Below are 15,892 nucleotides of genomic sequence, written 5' to 3'. Positions count from 1 at the left end.
CTCAGCCGAAGGCGCCGCATTCCAGGCTGATCACGGCGCTGACCTCCCGCACCAGCGCGAAAAGCTCGCCCAGCGGCTGGGTGATCTCGCGCTGCTCGCGGCCATAGCCGCCATGGCGCGGCGCCGGCGGCTCGGCGAAGTCGAGCGCCGATCCCGGCGGCTCGGCGGCCGGGAAGACCTCGTCGAGCAGCGCCACCGCCGCGGGCACGTCGAGCCGCAGCAGCCGCTGCACCAGCCCCTCCCGCGTCATGCCATGGCGCGGCGAGAAATCCGGCACCTCCACCGCCAGCAGCCAGATGCGGTGGATCAGGCAGAGGCGCAGCGCGTGCAGGGCGAAGAGCCGGTCGCTCATCCGCGGCTCGTCGCCATCCTCCTCCCGCGGCCAGGCGGCGCGCAGCGCCAGGTCGTCGACCTTGAGGCGGCGGAACACCCCGCGCGCCGGATCGCCGAGGCCGAGCGTCTCCAGTGCCCGGGCGACGGCGACCAGCGCCTCGGCCCGGCCGGGCCGGCGGGTCTGCGCCGCGCGGTCGAGCCAGGTGCCGGGATCGAGGCTGGCGACATAGCCACGCAGCACCTGCGTGTCCGAGAGCGCGAGGCCGGCGCGGGCGAAGGCCATGGCATTGGCGAAGCGCGGGCTGCGGCGCATCAGCTCGGCGAAGGCCTCGACCTCCTGCACCGCGCCCTTGCCCAGCCCGTGCATCAGATTGGCCAGGAAGCCGAGCTGCTGCAGCACGGCGTTGTTGGGGATGGCGCGCAACTCGCGCACATGGCGGATGGTGACCGGCCCGCCGGTCTCGCTCTGCCGCGCCGCCGGGCGCGAGCCGGTGGGGTCGAGCAGCGCGGTGCCGAAGGCCCCGAGCAGCACGGCATAGCCGGGGTCCTCCACCAGCGCGCCAAAGGCGGCGCGGGCGCCGGCGAAGAGATCCGAGGCGAAGCCGCCCTCGGCATAGACCGGGTCCGGCTCGCCCTCGGGCGTCCCGGCCGAGGGCGGCGCGAAGGCATGCTCGGCGATGCGCGCCACCGCCGCATGGGCGAGCGAGGGCGTGCCGAAATAGAGATAGCCGTCGCCGCCCTGGAAGGCCGTCTCCAGCCGGGCGTGGATGCCCCGCAGGGCGAAGGCGGCCCGCACCGCCGGCGGGTCCAGGTAGTCGAAGCGCGCCGCCAGCCCGTCCGGATGGCCGCCGCGTCCCAACCCTTCGCCATGGGTGTCGAAGAGCACCACCTCGAGATCGTCCAGCCCGTGCCGCGCCAGCAGGTCGATGACCCGCAGCTTGAGCCGCTCGATCAGCTGGGTGGCGGCGATCTGGCCGATGTAGCGGCCGGAATCGGAATAGCCGAACTGCAGGCAGAGCCGGCCGACGCGCCGCAGATGGGCGCGGAACTGCGGGCTGCGCAGCGCCTCCTCCACCACCCGCTCGCCGCGCCGCTCCAGCGCCTCGGCGGTCTCGAAGAGCGGCGAGATCTCGACCTGGTCCTCGACCCCGGTGAGGCGGGCCAGCAGCAGGGCGGCGAGCAGGGTGTAGCCGCTCTCGGTCTCGGCGACGAGGAAGCGGATCGGCTGGCTGGCGTCGATGTGCTTGGCGATCTGCGCCACCGTCATCATCAGCCGGGTGGCCGAGGCCTGCTGTGCCATCAGCCCCCCGATATCGACCGGCTCGGCCGCCGCCTCCTCCAGCGCGGTGTTGATGGCGGCGAAGAGGGCGCGGCGCCGCGCCGGGTCCTCGGGATTGCCGAGATGGGGGAAGCGCAGCCGGGCGGCGTTGTGCAGCTGCGCCGCGTTCAGCCGCACCTGGGTATGGGCCAGCGAGAGGCCATGCGCGACGAGGCCGGCGCGGGCGACGCAGAGGGCGAGGCGCGCCTGATCCTCGGGCGCCGCGGCGATGGCGGCCGGGAACAGCGCCAGCAGCGGCGCCGGGGTGCTCAGCGCCACGTCGCGCAGCCCGACCAGCGCATGGGCGAAGGCCTGGGCGCGCTCCGGCATCACCGCGCCGGGAGGCGGGCAGGCCTCGATCTGCGTCCGCACCGCCGCCAGCGCCTCGGCGACGCGGGCCCGAAGCGCCGCGGTGCAGGGCTCCGGCAGGGCGGCGAGCTGGGCGGCCAGGCGGGCGAGCTGCAGCCGCTTCATCCGCAGCCGCAGCCGCAGCGTGTCCTGCCAGCCGATATCGGTGCGGCCGTCGGTGTCGTAGCCGACCCAGGAGGCCAGCAGCACCGGGCGGGGGTCGAGCTGCGTCCAGCGATCGGGCCAGATGGCGCGGGCGGTGCCGAGGAAGGCGGCGGCAAGCCGGTCCAGCGCGTCGCGGCCATTGGCCATGGCGGCGGCGGCCTGCTCGAACTCGTCCTCCAGGGTGGGGGCGGTCGGGCGCAGCGGCAGCGGGTCGGGCGGATCGATACCGCCTGCCGCCTGGGCCAGGGCCTGGGCGGTGGCGCGCGGCAGGCTGAAGGTCGGATGCGCGGTGAAGACGGCGGCGGCGCGCGGCCGTTCGCAGGCGGCGCGAAAGACCGCCAGCGGCACCGGGCTGTCATCCGGGTCGGGGCGGGCGATGCGCGTGGCGATGGCGGCCAGCGCCGCGTCGGCGCCCTTCGGCCCGGCGCCGCGCGCCAGGCGGCGGGCCTTGTCCGCGAAGGCGGCGCGGCCGATCTGGCGCAGCGTCGCCGCCAGCTCGGCATGGCTGGCCTGGCCGTCATCCAGCCGGCGGCTCAGCGCCAGGGCCACGGACAGGGCGGGATTGGCGAAGGGATCGCCGCGCGCGGCGGACCGCGCGGCAGCCACCAGGCCGATCAGCTCGGCTTCGGTCACATTCGGCATGGCCGCCGATGCTGCACCCGCGAGGCCGGTTTGTCTGCCGTTTCTTTCGGGCCGTTCCTTCCGGATCGGGCGCGGATCAGTCGGCGGGGCGGGAGGCCACCGGATCGGCGTGGCGCCGGGCCGCCACCGGTGCGGGCCAGACGACCAGCGGGCCTGCCGAGGCCGCGGCCAGGGGCCGCTCCAGCCGGTGCCCCGCCGCGTTGAAGGCCGCGATCAGGCGCACGATGCACGCATAGCCGGTCAGCGCCCGGTCGTGCGGGATCAGCATGCCGAGCAGCGCCACGCCCTCGGCCGAGCGGCGCGCCTGCTGCAGCGCCAGCACGTCCAGCAGCAGCCGCTCATCCGGGGCCAGGGCCGTGTCGCCCAGCGGGGACAGGCGGGGCTGCCCGCTCCGGGTCGCGAAGAGGCCGCGCATCATGCCGTGGAAATCCGCCGCCGCCTCCGGCGCGCCGAGATCGGCGAAGACCTGGCCGATGCGGGCCGAGGGCGCCGCGCAGCATCCGCGGCATTGCCAGCCCCAGAAGCGCATCGCCCAGAGCAGGGCGTGCTCGAACATCGGCAGATGGCGGACGGAGTCGGAGCGGGATGGCGACATGACTCTCCCCTGCGGGATGGCTGGGCGCGGCGGCGCCGGAGGCCGCATCTTGGCGCCGTCTTTCTGCAATTGCAATTCATTCTCAATTACCGCGCTGCCTTCAGCGCAGCGGGCCGATGGCGCCGACCGGAACCGCGATGCCGCCCGCCCGCCGCGCCTCCGCCATCACCACGACCCCCGCCACCGCCCAGCGTCCCTCGCCGTCGCGCGTCAGCAGGGGCGCGCCGCTGCTGCCGCGCGTCCCGGAACAGCCATGGCGCAGCAGGGGCCGGCCGGTCGCGTCGCGCGCCGGCCCGAGCAGCCGGCAGTCGGTGTCGGCCATCAGCCGCTCGGCGCGGTCCTGCTGGTAGCCGCCCAGCATCGCCGGCGCCCCCCGCGGCGGTGGATCGCGCAGCAACGGCAGCACACGCTCCGGGCCGGCGAGGTCGCGGTCCAGCCGCAACAACGCCCAGTCCCCGCCCGGCGCGCCGGATGCGGGGGCCGCCGCGCCGGTCTCGAAGGCTTCCACACGGGCATGGAGCGCCCATTCCCCGAGGTGGTAGCCCACCAGCACATGCACCGAGCCCGGCCGCACCCAGCGGCCGGCGCGCGCGGCGAGGCAATGCGCGGCGGTCAGCACCAGCCTCGGCCCGACCAGGGCGCCGGTGCAGCGGCCGCCGAGCGTGGTCTGCACCCGCGCCAGGCCGCTCCAGGGCGCCTCCTCCGCCGTCACCGGGCGGCGGGGGTCCTCGGCGCCCAGGCCGGGGCGCTGGGCGCGCGGCAGCAGCGGCTCGGCCGCCAGGCCGGTGGCCGGGAGCAGGGCCAGGGGCGTGGCGAGGAGGAGGGCCAAGGCCCGCCCGCCTCTCTCGCGCCAGCGGTAAGAAATCCCCGTCACGCACAACTCATGAGACACTCTCAACGCTGGAATACCACCCGGGTTCGTTATAGGAGAAGTGTCCAGCCCGAGGCCTGTCATGTCCCACCTTTCGCGCTCCCCGAAAAGCGGCGTGCCCCCCACACGGCAGACGCGCCGCCTCTCCGACAAGCTCTGGATGGCCTTCCACCAGGCCTGCGACCAGAAGGACCTGGAGGTGGCGCGGGATCTGCTTCATGTGCTGGAGAGGGTGGTCTTCCGCAGCCCGGCCGACCGCAATTTCCGCTGGAACGCGGAGACACTGGTCGCTGCCCACGAGCGCCTCTGGGCGCTGCGGAACGAGGAATACTTCGCCGAGGCCGGGCTGGTGCGGCAGCCGCCCTATCTCTGACCGCCCTGTCCTCCCGGGAGCGGACCACGGTCACGCATTGTTTCTTTCAGTAAGAATCTGCTAGCTACCCTCCGGGACCGGGCTCTGACCCGGCCGTTGGAGGGAGAAAGGGCCTTTGGGAAATCCGATCCAGCTGGCCGCCGTTGTGGCCGTGCTGTTCATGGCACTGCTGTGGAGCGTGGCGACGGGCCTGATGTGAGCCGGCCCGGGCCTCCCCCCTCGAAGGGGAGGTCCCACCGCCCCGCCCCTTCCCACCTCTAGCCCTTCCTGCCTCGATCCAGCATCCCGGAATGGCGCGTCCTGGCGGTGCTGGGCGAGGGCGAGCCGCTCTCCACCCAGGCGGTGATCGCCCGCACGGAGATGGACCGGCTGAAGGTCAGCCGCGCCGTGATCCGCCTGGACGGCAAGGCGCTGATCCGGCGCGAGCCGCTGCCGGGCGACCGGCGCGCCCAGCGGCTGCGGCTCTCGCGGCGGGGCGAGGCGCTGTACCGCCGCATCGTGCCGCGCGCCCGCGCCCTGCAGGCGGAGCTGGCGGGGGCGCTCTCGGCCGGGGAGCTGGCGGCGCTCGACACCATCCTGACCAGGCTCCACCGCCGCGCCGCGGACCTGCCCCGGCCGCCCGGGCGGGGAGGTTGAAACATCCGTGAAGCCAAGAACGGCCGGGGGGATTTGAAACAGAATGTCACAGCCTCCGCCGGGGGCGTGCATCATGCGGGGGCGGAGCCGATTCGCCACCGCGACAACCGTGCCACCACCCTCCGGGAGCCCAGTTCGAATGCCGTGGAACCAGTTCTACGATCCCTTCGGGTCGATCCTGCTTTCCGCCCTGGTGGCGGCGATTCCCGTCGCCACCATGCTCATCGCCCTGGCCTTCCTGAAGGTGCCGGCGCACTGGGCGGCGATCTCCGCCCTCCTCGTCGCCTTCCTCGTCGCCGTCTTCGTCTTCGGCATGCCGGGCGGCATCGCCGGGCGCGCCACGTTGCTCGGCATCCTCTCCGGCCTGTTCCCGATCGGCTGGATCGTGTTGAACATCATCTTCCTCTACCGGCTGACGGTGGTGAACGGCTCCTTCGAGATCCTGCAACGCTCCATCGGCGGCATCACCGAGGACCGGCGGCTGCAACTGCTGCTGATCGCCTTCGCCTTCGGCGCCTTCTTCGAGGGCGCGGCCGGCTTCGGCACGCCGGTCGCGGTCACCGCGGCGCTGCTGATCGGCCTGGGCTTCTCGCCGCTCGCCGCCTCCGGCCTGTCGCTGATCGCCAACACCGCGCCGGTGGCCTTCGGCGCGCTGGGCACGCCGGTCATCGCGCTGGCCGGCGTCACCGGGCTCGATGTCTACACCCTCTCGGCGATGATCGGGCGCCAGCTGCCCTTCTTCTCGGTCCTGGTGCCTTTCTGGCTGATCTGGGCCTTCGCCGGCTGGCGGGGGATGATCGAGATCTGGCCCGCCATCCTGGTCACCGGCGTCTCCTTCGCCGTGCCGCAGTTCCTCGTCTCGAACTACCATGGCCCCTATCTGGTGGACGTGATCGCGGCGCTGGTCTCGATGGCCTGTCTGGTCGGCTTCATGCGCGTCTGGCAGCCGAAGCGGATCTGGCGCGATCCCTCGCTGCGCGGCCGGGCGGAAGCCGATGTGGCGGCCAAGGCGGCGGCGCGCGGCACCGCCCCCGCCGCGGCCCGCACCGGCCATGGCGGCGAGATGATGGACGCCCCGCCCGTGGCGCGCATGACGCCGGGCGGCGCGGCGGCGGAGGACCGCGGCGCGGTGCTGCGCTCCTGGATGCCCTGGCTGATCCTGACGGTCTTCGTCTTCATCTGGGGGCTGCAGAGCACGCGCAACCTGCTGAACGGCCTCTGGTCGGCCAGCTTCCCGATCGAGGGGCTGCACCGCATGGTGGTGAAGGTGCCGCCCGTCGTCGCCGAGCCGGTGCCGGAGGGCGCGGTCTTCGCCTTCGGCCTGCTGTCGATGACCGGCACCGGCATCCTCGCCGCCGCCGTGCTGGGCGGGCTGCTGATGGGCTTCTCGCCGCTGGCGCTGATCCGCGAGTATGGCAGCACCATCTGGCGGGTCCGCTACTCGCTGATCACCATCGCCGCCATGCTCGGCCTCGGCTACCTGACGCGCTATTCGGGGCTGGACGCGACGATGGGCCTCGCCTTCGCCAATACCGGCGTGTTCTACCCGTTGTTCGGCACGCTGCTCGGCTGGCTCGGCGTGGCCCTGACCGGCTCCGACACCGCCTCGAACGTGCTGTTCGGCGGCCTGCAGAAGATCACGGCGGAACAGCTCGGCCTCTCGCCGGTGCTGATGGCCTCGGCCAATTCATCGGGCGGCGTGATGGGCAAGATGATCGATGCCCAGAGCATCGTCGTCGCCTCCACCGCCACCAACTGGTTCGGCCACGAGGGCGACATCCTGCGCTACGTCTTCTTCCACTCCATCGCTCTGGCGGTGCTGGTCGGGCTGCTGGTGACGCTCCAGGCCTATGTGCCGCCCTTCACCGCGATGGTGCTGCATTAAGGCCGGCGGCCGGCGGGAGGGATCCTCCCCCGGCCGCGCCGCCCCGATCAGCCGCGCGAGAGGCGGCTGATCGTCTCGCCGTTCAGCAGCATCTCGCCCGCGACCTTCTGCGGATTGACCAGCAGGCTCAGGATCGGGCAGGCCGCCTCGATGGCCTCGTGCAGCGAGCGCAGCGTCTCGGGCGGCGCGGTGGATTCGAGGCGCAGCCGGTAGCGGATGTTATGCGGGTGCAGCGGACCGCTCGGCGTCGCCGTCTCGCCCACGGGCGGATGCTGGTCCGCCTCGACCTCCACCTCCACCGCGTCGAGCGGCACCTCGCGCAGCGCCGCCTGGATCAGGGTGATATGCGTGATGCAGGAACCGAGCACGCCGAGCTGCATCTCCGGCGAGCCCGGGCCGAGGTCGTAGCCGGCGAGATCCGGCTTGCTGTCGCTGATGATCTGGAAGTCGCGGATGCGGATCTCGCGGATGCCGCTGCGCCCCATGGCGCGCACCCGCGCCTTCACCGCGACCGGGCGCGGATCGGCTTCCGCCGCCTTCTGCCTGGCCAGGACGGCGAGGCGCTTCTGCGCCAGATACTCGTTCAGATCAGTCATGGAGTTCTCCCAGGGACCGGCGACCGCCGAGTTCGCGGACGGTGCAGCCTCGCAAGCGGGCGGGGGGCTGTCCAGCGAGGCGGAGCTGGCATCTGAAATCTGCTATTGCAGTTTCAGGCCACGACACCTAAACCTTCCCGCATGCTTCCCCCCGTCGCCGGCCTGCCGCCCCTGACCGCCGAGGATGTCCTCTCCCTGGCCGAGCGCGCCTATCGCCGCCTGCGCGACGCCATCGTGGACGGCAGCCTGCCCGGCGGCGAGCGCGTCTCGGAGCGCTCCCTCGCCCAGTCCCTCGGCATCTCCGCCCAGCCGGTGCGGGAGGCGCTGGGGCGGCTGGAGGCCGAGGGGATGGTCGTCACCCTGCCGCGGCGCGGCACGCTGGTCGTCGAGTTCACCCCGGAGCGGCTGGCCGAGATGGGGCTGATCCGCGTCGCCCTCGAAGGCACCGCCGCCGGCCTCGCCGCCCGTCGGGCCGGGCCGGCGGAGGTCGCCGCCCTGGAGGAGCAGCTCGCCCGCATGCGCGGCCTGAGCCGGGACGGGGCCGCGGCCATCGCCCTGCTGGCCGAGGCCAATGAGCGGTTCCATGAGCTGATCAACGGCATGACCGCCAATGCCTTCCTGCTGCGCTCGCTCGAGGCGCTGCGGGCCTACGACCATTTCGGCCGGCTGCGCGCGCTGCGCGCCACGCCGCAGGAGCCGCGTCGCGCCTGGCGCGAGCATGCCGGCATCGTCGCCGCCATCCGCCGCCACGACCCGGCCGCGGCCGAGGCGCGCATGCGAGCGCATATCCACCGCTCCCTGGAGGCCAGCGGCATCCTCGACGCGCTCGTCGCCGAGGCCTCCGGGACACCCATCGACAAGGGAACACCCCGATGACCCAGGACCACGCGCGGCTCGGCGCCGCGCTCGGCGGCATCTCCGGCATCCTCGTCACCCCCTTCGACGACGAGGACCGGCTCGCCCCCGCCCGGCTGCGGCCGGTGGTGGAGCGCGCCATCGGCGCCGGGGTGCATGTGCTGGTGGCCAATGGCAACACCAGCGAGTTCTACGGCCTGACCACGGCCGAGGCGGAGCGCATGGTGCATGTCGCCGCCGAGCAGGTGGGCGGGCGCGTGCCGCTGCTGGCCGGCATCGGCCGCTCGGTCCATGACGCCGTGGCGCTGACCCGCGCCTCGAGGGCCGCCGGCGCCAGCGCGCTGATGGTGCACCAGCCGCCCGACCCCTTCGTCTCGCCGCGCGGCGTGGTGGCCTATGTCGAGCGCGTGGCCGAGGCCGGCCAGGGCCTGCCGGTCGTGCTCTATCTGCGCAACGACGGCATCGGCCAGGACGCCATCCTGAAGCTCTGCCAGGTGCCGGGCGTGGTCGGCGTGAAGTGGGCGGCGCCCTCGCCGCTGCGCCTGGGCGAGATGATCCGCGCCACCCGCGGCATGGGCATCGCCTGGGTCGGCGGCCTGGCCGAGACCTGGGCGCCGCCCTTCTACGCCGTCGGCGCGCGGGGCTACACCTCCGGCCTGATCAATGTCTGGCCGGAGCACTCGGTCGCCATCCACGCCGCGCTCGCCGCCGGCGACTACGAGACGGCGGCCGCGCTGATCGAGACCATGTCCGCCTTCGAGGCGCTGCGGGCCGAGGAGCAGAACGGCACCAATGTCTCGGTCGTGAAGGCGGCGCTGCGCATGATGGGCGATGATTGCGGCGCCACCCGCCCGCCCTCCGCCTGGCCGCTGACGCCGCGCGCCGAGGCGGAGTTGCGTGGGCGCCTCGGCGAATGGGGGCTGCTGCGCGCCACCGCCGCCGCATGAAGCCGGAGGGGGGGGCACCCGCCCCCCCGGGCGCGCCACGACGTCCAAGCACAGAACAAACGGAACAAGAGGCCAAAGACCATGAGGATCGCCCGCCGCACCGCGCTGATGGCCCCGCTGGGCCTGCTCGCCCCGCCGCTCCGCGCCGCCGAGGCCGCCTGGCCCCGGCAGACCGTGCGCATCATCGTGCCCTATACCCCCGGCGGCGCCTCCGACATCGCCGCGCGCCTGCTGGCGGAGAAGCTGACGCCGCTCTGGAAGCAGTCGGTGGTGGTGGAGAACCGCACCGGCGCCAACGGCATCGTCGGCAGCGACGCCGTGGCCAAGGCGCCGGCCGACGGCCACACGCTGGGCTTCGTCTCGGTCAACCACGCGGTGAACGCCGCGCTCTACACCACCCCCTTCGACACGCTGCAGGACTTCTCCGTCCTCACGGTCATCTACTCCGTGCCGCTGGTGCTGGTGGCGGCGCCGGACTTTCCCGCCGCCACGGTGCAGGAGCTGATGGCGATGGTGAAGGCGAAGCCGGGCGAGGTCACCTTCGCCAATACCGGCGGCGCCGTGCACCTGGCCGCCGAGATGTTCGCCCACCGCGTCGGCGCGCCGATGGTCAACGTGCCCTATCGCGGCTCCACCGCCGCGCATCCCGACCTGATCGGCCGCCGCGTCGACGTCATGTTCGACACTCTGCCCGCCGTGCTCGGCCATGTGCAGGGCGGCAAGCTGAAGGCCATCGCCACCACCGCCGCGCAGCGCGTGCCGGCGCTGCCCGACCTGCCCACCGTGGCGGAGAGCGGCCTGCCCGGCTTCGAGGCGGCCACCTGGGGCGCCATCATCGCGCCCGCCGGCCTGCCGGGGCCCATCGCCACGAAGATCGCCACGGATGCCGCCGCGCAGCTCAAGGTGGACAGTGTCCGCGAGCGCTTCGCCGCGCTCGGCGCCACGCCGGTCGGCAGCACGCCGGAGCAGGCCCAGGCCTTCGTCCGCGCCGAGCTGGCCAAGTGGCAGGAGGTGGTGACGCAGGCCGGGATCGAGAAGCAGTAGCGGCGGGCGTTCAGGCGGCCGTGTCGCGGCCCGGCCGCATCGCCTCCCGCGCCGCGGCCAGCGAGGTGGCCGCCTCCGGCCGGGGCCGGCGGCGCGCCGCGCCCATGCGGGCGGCGAGCAGCAGCGCATTGCGGGCGGCGCCCGGATGCGCGACGCCCTGGCCGGCGATCTCATAGGCCGTGCCATGCGCGGGCGTGCAGATCGGGAATGGGAAGCCGCCCAGCAGGGTCACGCCCTGCTCGAAGCCGATCAGCTTCATGGCGATCTGCCCCTGGTCGTGGAACATGGTGAGCACGGCGTCGAAGTCGCCGCGCCGGGCGCGCAGGAACACGGTGTCGGAGGGGAAGGGCCCGTCGCAGGCGATGCCCGCCGCCTTGGCCTCCTCCACCGCCGGACCGATGACATCGATCTCCTCGCGTCCGAAATTGCCGCCATCGCCGGCATGCGGATTGAGCGCGGCGACGGCGATGCGCGGCCGCGCCAGGCCGGAATCGCGCAGCGCCTGGTCGGTCAGGGTCAGGTTGTCGAGGATGGCCCCGCGGGTGATCAGCGGCGCCACGCCGGAGAGCGGCACGTGTGAGGTGACGCGGGCATTCCACAGCCCCTCCAGCACGTTGAACTCCTTGGCCTGTCCCTCGAAGCCGATGAACCGCGCCGTGAAGGCGATCTCGTCGTCGTAATCCGGCACGGCGAGCCGCATCGCCGCCTTGTTGAAGGGCGTGAAGGCCACGGCATCGGCCTCGCCCCGCGCGGCCAGCGCCAGGGCATGGCGGTAGTTCCCGGCGGCGAAGCGGCCGCCGGCCTCGCTGATCCTGCCGCGCGCGACCGTCGCCGGATCCAGCGTGCCGAGGTCGATCAGCACCGGACGCGACAGGTCGCGCGGCAGCGGCGCCTCGGGCGCGATGACGGCGATGTCGGGAGTGACGCCGGCGATGCGCGCGCCGTCCTCCAGCACCCTGCGGTCCCCGATGACGATCAGCCCGGCGGCGCGCAGCACCTCGGGATCGGCCAGGACACGGGCGGTCAGCTCGGGGCTGATGCCGGCCGGGTCGCCCATGGCCAGGGCGATGACGGGCCGGTCGGCGGGGTCGTGCGGGCTTTCCGCCATGGCGGCTTCTCCCTGGTTCTGGCGCTTTCCCGAAGTCTCCGCCCTGGCCGCGGAATGGCAAGGGGAAATCCCGCCCGCCCGCTCACGCCAGCTCGGCGCCACGCTTCTCCGGGATCAGCCTCCACATCGCCAGGATGTCCAGCAGGTAGAGCACGGCCAGCAGCGCGATGGCGGTCTGGAATCCCCAGGCGGCGGCCACGGCGCCCACCACCAGCGGGCCGAAGCCGCCGACCGCGCGGCCGATGTTGAACAGCACGTTCTGCGCCGTGGCGCGCGCCGCCGTCGGGTAGAGCTCGCTCATCAGCGCGCCGTAGCCACCCAGCATGCCGTTGACGAAGAAGCCCATCACGGCGCCGCCGATCAGCAGCGCCATGGGGTCCGTCAGCCCGGCATAGACCACGACCATGACGGCCGCGCCCAGCATCCAGCCGAAGAAGGCGGGCTTGCGGCCGACGCGGTCGGCCACATGGCCGAAGGCGTAGATGCCGGCGGCCATGCCGAGGATGGTCACCGCCGTCCAGGTCGCCGACTGCGTCAGCCCGAAGCCGAAGCGGCTCGACAGGTAGTTCGGCAGCCAGATCATCACGCCGTAGTAGCCGAAGTTCTGCACCGAGCAGAGGATGACCATGCCGATGCTGCGCCGCGTCGTCTCGCGGTCGGCCACCAGCAGCCGCAGCGAGGATCGCGCCTGGCCGGGGCGCGCCGCGCGGGCGACGAAGACCTCCGGCTCGTGCAGGTTCTTGCGGATGAAATAGGCGGCGAAGGCGGGCAGCAGGCCGATGATGAACATGCCGCGCCAGCCGATCGAGGGCAGCAGCAGCGGCGTCAGGAGCGCCGCCGCCAGCACGCCCGCCTGCCAGCCGAGGCCGACATAGGAGGAGGCGCGCGCGCGCTTGCTGGCCGGCCAGGCCTCGGCCACCAGCGCCATGCCGATGCCGAACTCGCCGCCCAGGCCGATGCCGGCGATGGTGCGGTAGATCAGCAGGTCCCAGTAGCCCTGGGCGAAGGCGCAGAGGCCGGTGAAGACGGCGAAGAGCACGATGGTCCAGGTCAGCACCCGCACGCGCCCGAGCCGGTCCGACAGCATGCCGAAGCCGATGCCGCCGATCACCGCGCCGACCAGCGTCGCCGTCACCAGCGAGGCCGCCTGCGCCTGGCTGAGCCCGAGATCGGCCGAGATGGCGCGCAGCATGAAGCCCAGGATCAGCAGGTCGAAGCCATCCATGGCATAGCCCAGGGTGGAGCCCGCCAGGGCCTTCCAGCCGACCGGCGTGACCTGATCCGGGTCGGCCGGCCGGGTCGGGGGAAAGGATGGCTCTGCCATGCGGGACCTCTGCTGCTCTGCGTCGCGGCGGACCGGCTCGCGCACCGGCCGCGCCGCCCTGCTATCACGAAGCGTCGGTGCGTGCAGGCCCCCGGCGCGGCCGGGCCGGATGGCGGAGGGGCCGCCTCGGCGCCGGGGGGTCGCCAGGCAGGCGTCAGGCGAACTGCCCGCGCAGGAAGCCCAGCGCCGGCAGCGGCTGCCAGCGGCGGGGCAGCTCGGCGCGGCGGATGGCGGCGACGGTATAGACCGGCACCGGCATGCTGGAGCTGCGCAGGAAGCTCGCATAGGCCTGCACCTGCTGCTCGCGCCAGTTGCGATCGGCATCGGCGGCGGCGCGGCTGGCGAAGATCTCCGCGACACGGCGGCGGCGGCCGAGCGTGGCGACGACGGCCCAGAGCTTGTCGTCCCGTGCCCGGCTCAGGCTGACCACCCGCTCGGAGGCCCGTTCGGTGGACAGATCCCGGCCCGGCTCGTTCATGCAGGAGATCCTCTCATCCCGCGTCAGCATAGGGGAGGGCGATGGCGGCGCGCATCCCGGGAATCGCATCGCCGCGCCGGCCCTGGCCGCGGCGGCCCCGCCGCTCACCGCAAGTTCACCGCGCCGGGCGGGTGCCGCGCCGCCGCACGCGCCGGTTGCGGCGCCGCCGGAGTGACCTCAAACTTCGCCGGAAGACAGGAGGACCGCCATGCCTGTACGCCGCGCCCTGCTCGCCCTCGCCCTGGCCGCCCCGCCGGCCGCCCTGGCGCCGCGCGCCGCCCGCGCCATGCCGGGGGGCCATGCCGCGGACTGGCCGGAAAGCCCGGTGCGGCTGATCCTCCCCGACAGCCCCGGCAGCGGCAACGACACCACGGCGCGGCTCATCGCGCCCGAGCTGGAGGCCCTGCTCGGCCAGCCCTTCGTGATCGAGAACCGCGGCGGGGCCGGCGGGCGCATCGGTGTCGAGGCCGCCTGGAAGGCGGCGCCGGACGGCTACAGCTTCCTCTTCGGCAATGCCGGCTCCAACGGCATCAACGCCGCGATCTACCGCAACCTGCCCTATGACCTCGCCAGCGCCTTCGAGCCGGTGTCGCTGCTGGTGCAGGGGCCGAACGTGCTGGTGGTCAACCAGCGGCTGCTGCCGGCGCGTGACCTGCCCTCGCTGATCGCGATGCTGCGCACCGCGCCCGGCTCGCTGAACTATGCCTCCGGCGGCATCGGCTCCTCGGCGCATATGTCGATGGAGCTGTTCAAGGCCCGCGCCGGGCTCGACATCCTGCACATCCCCTATCGCGGCACGCCGGCCATGGCGCAGTCGGTCATCGCCGGCGACACCGCGCTGATGTTCGCCAACCTTGTCAATGTCATGCCCTATATCGAGCGGGGCGAGGTGCGCGCCATCGCCGTCACCGCGCGCGCGCCGGTGCCGGAACTGCCCGGCGTGCCGGCGGTGGCGGAGGTGCTGCCCGGCTTCGAGACCCTGGCCTGGAACGGCATCCTGGCGCCGCCCGGCACGCCGGAGCCGATTCGTGACCGGCTGCTGGCCGCGCTGGTGACGCTGCGGACGTCGGAGCCTCTGCGCGGGCGCATCCGCCGCCTGGGCGGGCAGCTCGTCATCTCGCCGCCGGAGGTCTTCGCGGAGCGCATCGCGTCGGATATCCGGCAATGGAAGCAACTGGCCGGCCAGGCCGGCATCCAGGCGGAGTGACGGGCATGCGGATCACCGCCGCCGAGATGCTGGGCGTCCGGGTGACGCCCCGGACCAACTGGTGCTTCCTGCTGATCCGCACCGATGCCGGCCTCACCGGCCTCGGCGAATGCACGCTGTCGGGCGAGGAGGCGGGGCTCGCCGCCGAGGCGGCGCGGCTCGGCGCCCGCGTCGCCGGCGAGGACCCGCTGCTGCGCAACCGGCTCTGCCCGGCGCCGCCGCACGCCCCCGGCGGGCTGGTGGCGCAGACCGTGCACAGCGCCTTCGAGGCGGCGCTCTGGGACATCGCCGGGCAGGCCCAGGGCGCGCCGGTCCATCGACTGCTGGGCGGCGCGCTGCGCGACCGGATCACGCTCTACGCCAACATCAACCGCGGCGCCTCCCCGCGCACGCCGGAGGGCTTCGCCGCCGCCGCCCGCCGCGCCGTGGCCGAGGGCTTCCTGGCGGTGAAGCTCGCCCCTTTCGAGCCGCTGATCTGGCTCGAGGCCGGCGGCGAGGCGCGGGCGCAGCGCGCCGCCTACGCCGAGGGGCTGGCGCGCATCGCCGCCGTGCGCGCGGCGGTGGGGCCGGATGTCGATGTCATGGTGGACGCGCACTGGCGCTTCTCGCCGGGCGGCGTGGCGGCGCTGCTGCGCGACGTCGCGCCCTTCGGCCTGTTCTGGCTCGAATGCCCGGTGGCCGAGGCCAACCTGCCCGAGATCCGGCGCCTGCGCGGCATGGCCAATGAGCGCGGCATGCGGCTCGCCGGGGCGGAGACGCTGAGCGGCCTCGGCGCCTACCGCCGCATGATCGAGGCGGGCTGCTACGACGTGCTGATGCCCGACATCAAGCATGCCGGCGGGCACGAGGAGATCCGCCGCATCGCCGCCCTGGCGGAGACCGCCGGGATCGAGATCGCGCCGCACAATCCGACCGGGCCGGTCTGCCACGCGCATTCCCTGCATCTCTGCGCCGTGCTGCCGAACCTGCTCTGGCTCGAGGTGCAGTACGGCGAGACGGAGCGCTTCTTCAGCCTGGTCGAGGGCGGCGCGGCGCTCGCCTTCCGCCAGGGCGCGGCGGCGGCGCCCGACCGGCCCGGGCTCGGCGTCGCGCTGGACGAGACCGCCGCCCGGGCCTCGCCCTGGCAGCCGCAGCCCCGCCCCTGGCTCGATCCGCGGCTCGGCTGAA

Annotated in this window: 15 protein-coding genes; 8 read left to right on the top strand and 7 right to left on the bottom strand. The window is 73.6% G+C overall.

The window, feature by feature from the left end:
• Window position 1 precedes the first annotated feature (1 nt).
• The 3 genes from D9598_RS05930 to D9598_RS05920 form a co-directional block, all read right to left on the bottom strand.
• Complete coding sequence (locus D9598_RS05930) at window positions 2-2,806, bottom strand: phosphoenolpyruvate carboxylase (protein WP_198365457.1); 2,805 nt, start codon at window positions 2,804-2,806, stop codon at window positions 2-4.
• A gap of 76 nt (window positions 2,807-2,882) precedes the next feature.
• On the bottom strand, window positions 2,883-3,401 hold the full coding sequence (locus D9598_RS05925) for a hypothetical protein (protein ID WP_198365456.1): 519 nt from the start codon (window positions 3,399-3,401) through the stop codon (window positions 2,883-2,885).
• A 100-nt stretch (window positions 3,402-3,501) separates the two neighbouring features.
• Window positions 3,502-4,230, bottom strand: coding sequence for a serine protease (locus D9598_RS05920; protein WP_198365455.1), 729 nt, complete (start codon window positions 4,228-4,230; stop codon window positions 3,502-3,504).
• Window positions 4,231-4,387: 157 nt separating this feature from the next.
• Here D9598_RS05920 and D9598_RS05915 point away from each other — a divergent pair, with 157 nt between their 5' ends.
• The 3 genes from D9598_RS05915 (at window position 4,388) to D9598_RS05905 (ending at window position 7,166) form a co-directional block, all read left to right on the top strand.
• Window positions 4,388-4,645: a hypothetical protein gene (locus D9598_RS05915; RefSeq protein WP_370591941.1), complete on the top strand. Its 258-nt coding sequence runs from the start codon at window positions 4,388-4,390 to the stop codon at window positions 4,643-4,645.
• 267 nt (window positions 4,646-4,912) lie between these two features.
• Window positions 4,913-5,281 carry a MarR family winged helix-turn-helix transcriptional regulator gene (locus D9598_RS05910; RefSeq protein WP_198365597.1) on the top strand — a complete coding sequence of 123 codons (369 nt, stop codon included), beginning with the start codon at window positions 4,913-4,915 and terminating at the stop codon, window positions 5,279-5,281.
• A 139-nt stretch (window positions 5,282-5,420) separates the two neighbouring features.
• Window positions 5,421-7,166, top strand: coding sequence for an L-lactate permease (locus D9598_RS05905; RefSeq protein ID WP_198365453.1), 1,746 nt, complete (start codon window positions 5,421-5,423; stop codon window positions 7,164-7,166).
• Window positions 7,167-7,213: 47 nt separating this feature from the next.
• Here D9598_RS05905 and D9598_RS05900 read toward each other — a convergent pair whose 3' ends face one another.
• The gene (locus D9598_RS05900) at window positions 7,214-7,762 is read right to left on the bottom strand and encodes an OsmC family protein (RefSeq protein ID WP_198365452.1); all 549 of its coding nucleotides are present in this window, start codon (window positions 7,760-7,762) and stop codon (window positions 7,214-7,216) included.
• A 141-nt stretch (window positions 7,763-7,903) separates the two neighbouring features.
• Here D9598_RS05900 and D9598_RS21355 point away from each other — a divergent pair, with 141 nt between their 5' ends.
• The 3 genes from D9598_RS21355 to D9598_RS05885 all read left to right on the top strand — a co-directional run bounded on the left by D9598_RS21355 (window position 7,904) and on the right by D9598_RS05885 (window position 10,608).
• On the top strand, window positions 7,904-8,638 hold the full coding sequence (locus D9598_RS21355; RefSeq protein WP_198365451.1) for a GntR family transcriptional regulator: 735 nt from the start codon (window positions 7,904-7,906) through the stop codon (window positions 8,636-8,638).
• Window positions 8,635-9,564, top strand: a complete 930-nt coding sequence (locus tag D9598_RS05890) for a dihydrodipicolinate synthase family protein (protein ID WP_198365450.1) — start codon at window positions 8,635-8,637, stop codon at window positions 9,562-9,564. The genes D9598_RS21355 and D9598_RS05890 overlap by 4 nt, the downstream gene beginning before the upstream one ends.
• Before the next feature lie 81 nt (window positions 9,565-9,645).
• Window positions 9,646-10,608 (top strand): tripartite tricarboxylate transporter substrate binding protein, encoded by a 963-nt coding sequence (locus D9598_RS05885; protein ID WP_198365449.1) that lies wholly within the window; start codon window positions 9,646-9,648, stop codon window positions 10,606-10,608.
• 10 nt (window positions 10,609-10,618) lie between these two features.
• Here the strand turns inward: D9598_RS05885 and D9598_RS05880 are convergent, their stop codons facing one another.
• The 3 genes from D9598_RS05880 to D9598_RS05870 all read right to left on the bottom strand — a co-directional run bounded on the left by D9598_RS05880 (window position 10,619) and on the right by D9598_RS05870 (window position 13,518).
• The gene (locus tag D9598_RS05880) at window positions 10,619-11,716 is read right to left on the bottom strand and encodes a 4-hydroxythreonine-4-phosphate dehydrogenase PdxA (protein WP_232476926.1); all 1,098 of its coding nucleotides are present in this window, start codon (window positions 11,714-11,716) and stop codon (window positions 10,619-10,621) included.
• An 82-nt stretch (window positions 11,717-11,798) separates the two neighbouring features.
• Entirely contained in the window at window positions 11,799-13,040 is a 1,242-nt protein-coding gene (locus tag D9598_RS05875) for an MFS transporter (RefSeq protein WP_232476925.1), read from the bottom strand.
• A gap of 154 nt (window positions 13,041-13,194) precedes the next feature.
• On the bottom strand, window positions 13,195-13,518 hold the full coding sequence (locus tag D9598_RS05870) for a hypothetical protein (protein ID WP_232476924.1): 324 nt from the start codon (window positions 13,516-13,518) through the stop codon (window positions 13,195-13,197).
• Window positions 13,519-13,726: 208 nt separating this feature from the next.
• On the opposite strand from D9598_RS05870, the gene D9598_RS05865 reads away from it, so the two are divergent.
• Together D9598_RS05865 and D9598_RS05860 are read left to right on the top strand one after the other, a co-directional pair.
• Window positions 13,727-14,725, top strand: coding sequence for a tripartite tricarboxylate transporter substrate binding protein (locus D9598_RS05865; protein ID WP_198365448.1), 999 nt, complete (start codon window positions 13,727-13,729; stop codon window positions 14,723-14,725).
• Window positions 14,726-14,730: 5 nt separating this feature from the next.
• A complete protein-coding gene (locus D9598_RS05860; protein WP_198365447.1) occupies window positions 14,731-15,891 on the top strand; it encodes a mandelate racemase/muconate lactonizing enzyme family protein in 1,161 nt (386 codons plus the stop codon).
• Window position 15,892 lies beyond the last annotated feature (1 nt).

Origin of the sequence: Roseomonas sp. KE0001 (assembly GCF_016107285.1) — a bacterium.
Taxonomy (GTDB): Bacteria; Pseudomonadota; Alphaproteobacteria; order Acetobacterales; family Acetobacteraceae; genus Pseudoroseomonas.
Note: the sequence above shows the minus strand (reverse complement) of the source record. Positions and strands in the feature narration are given on the sequence as shown.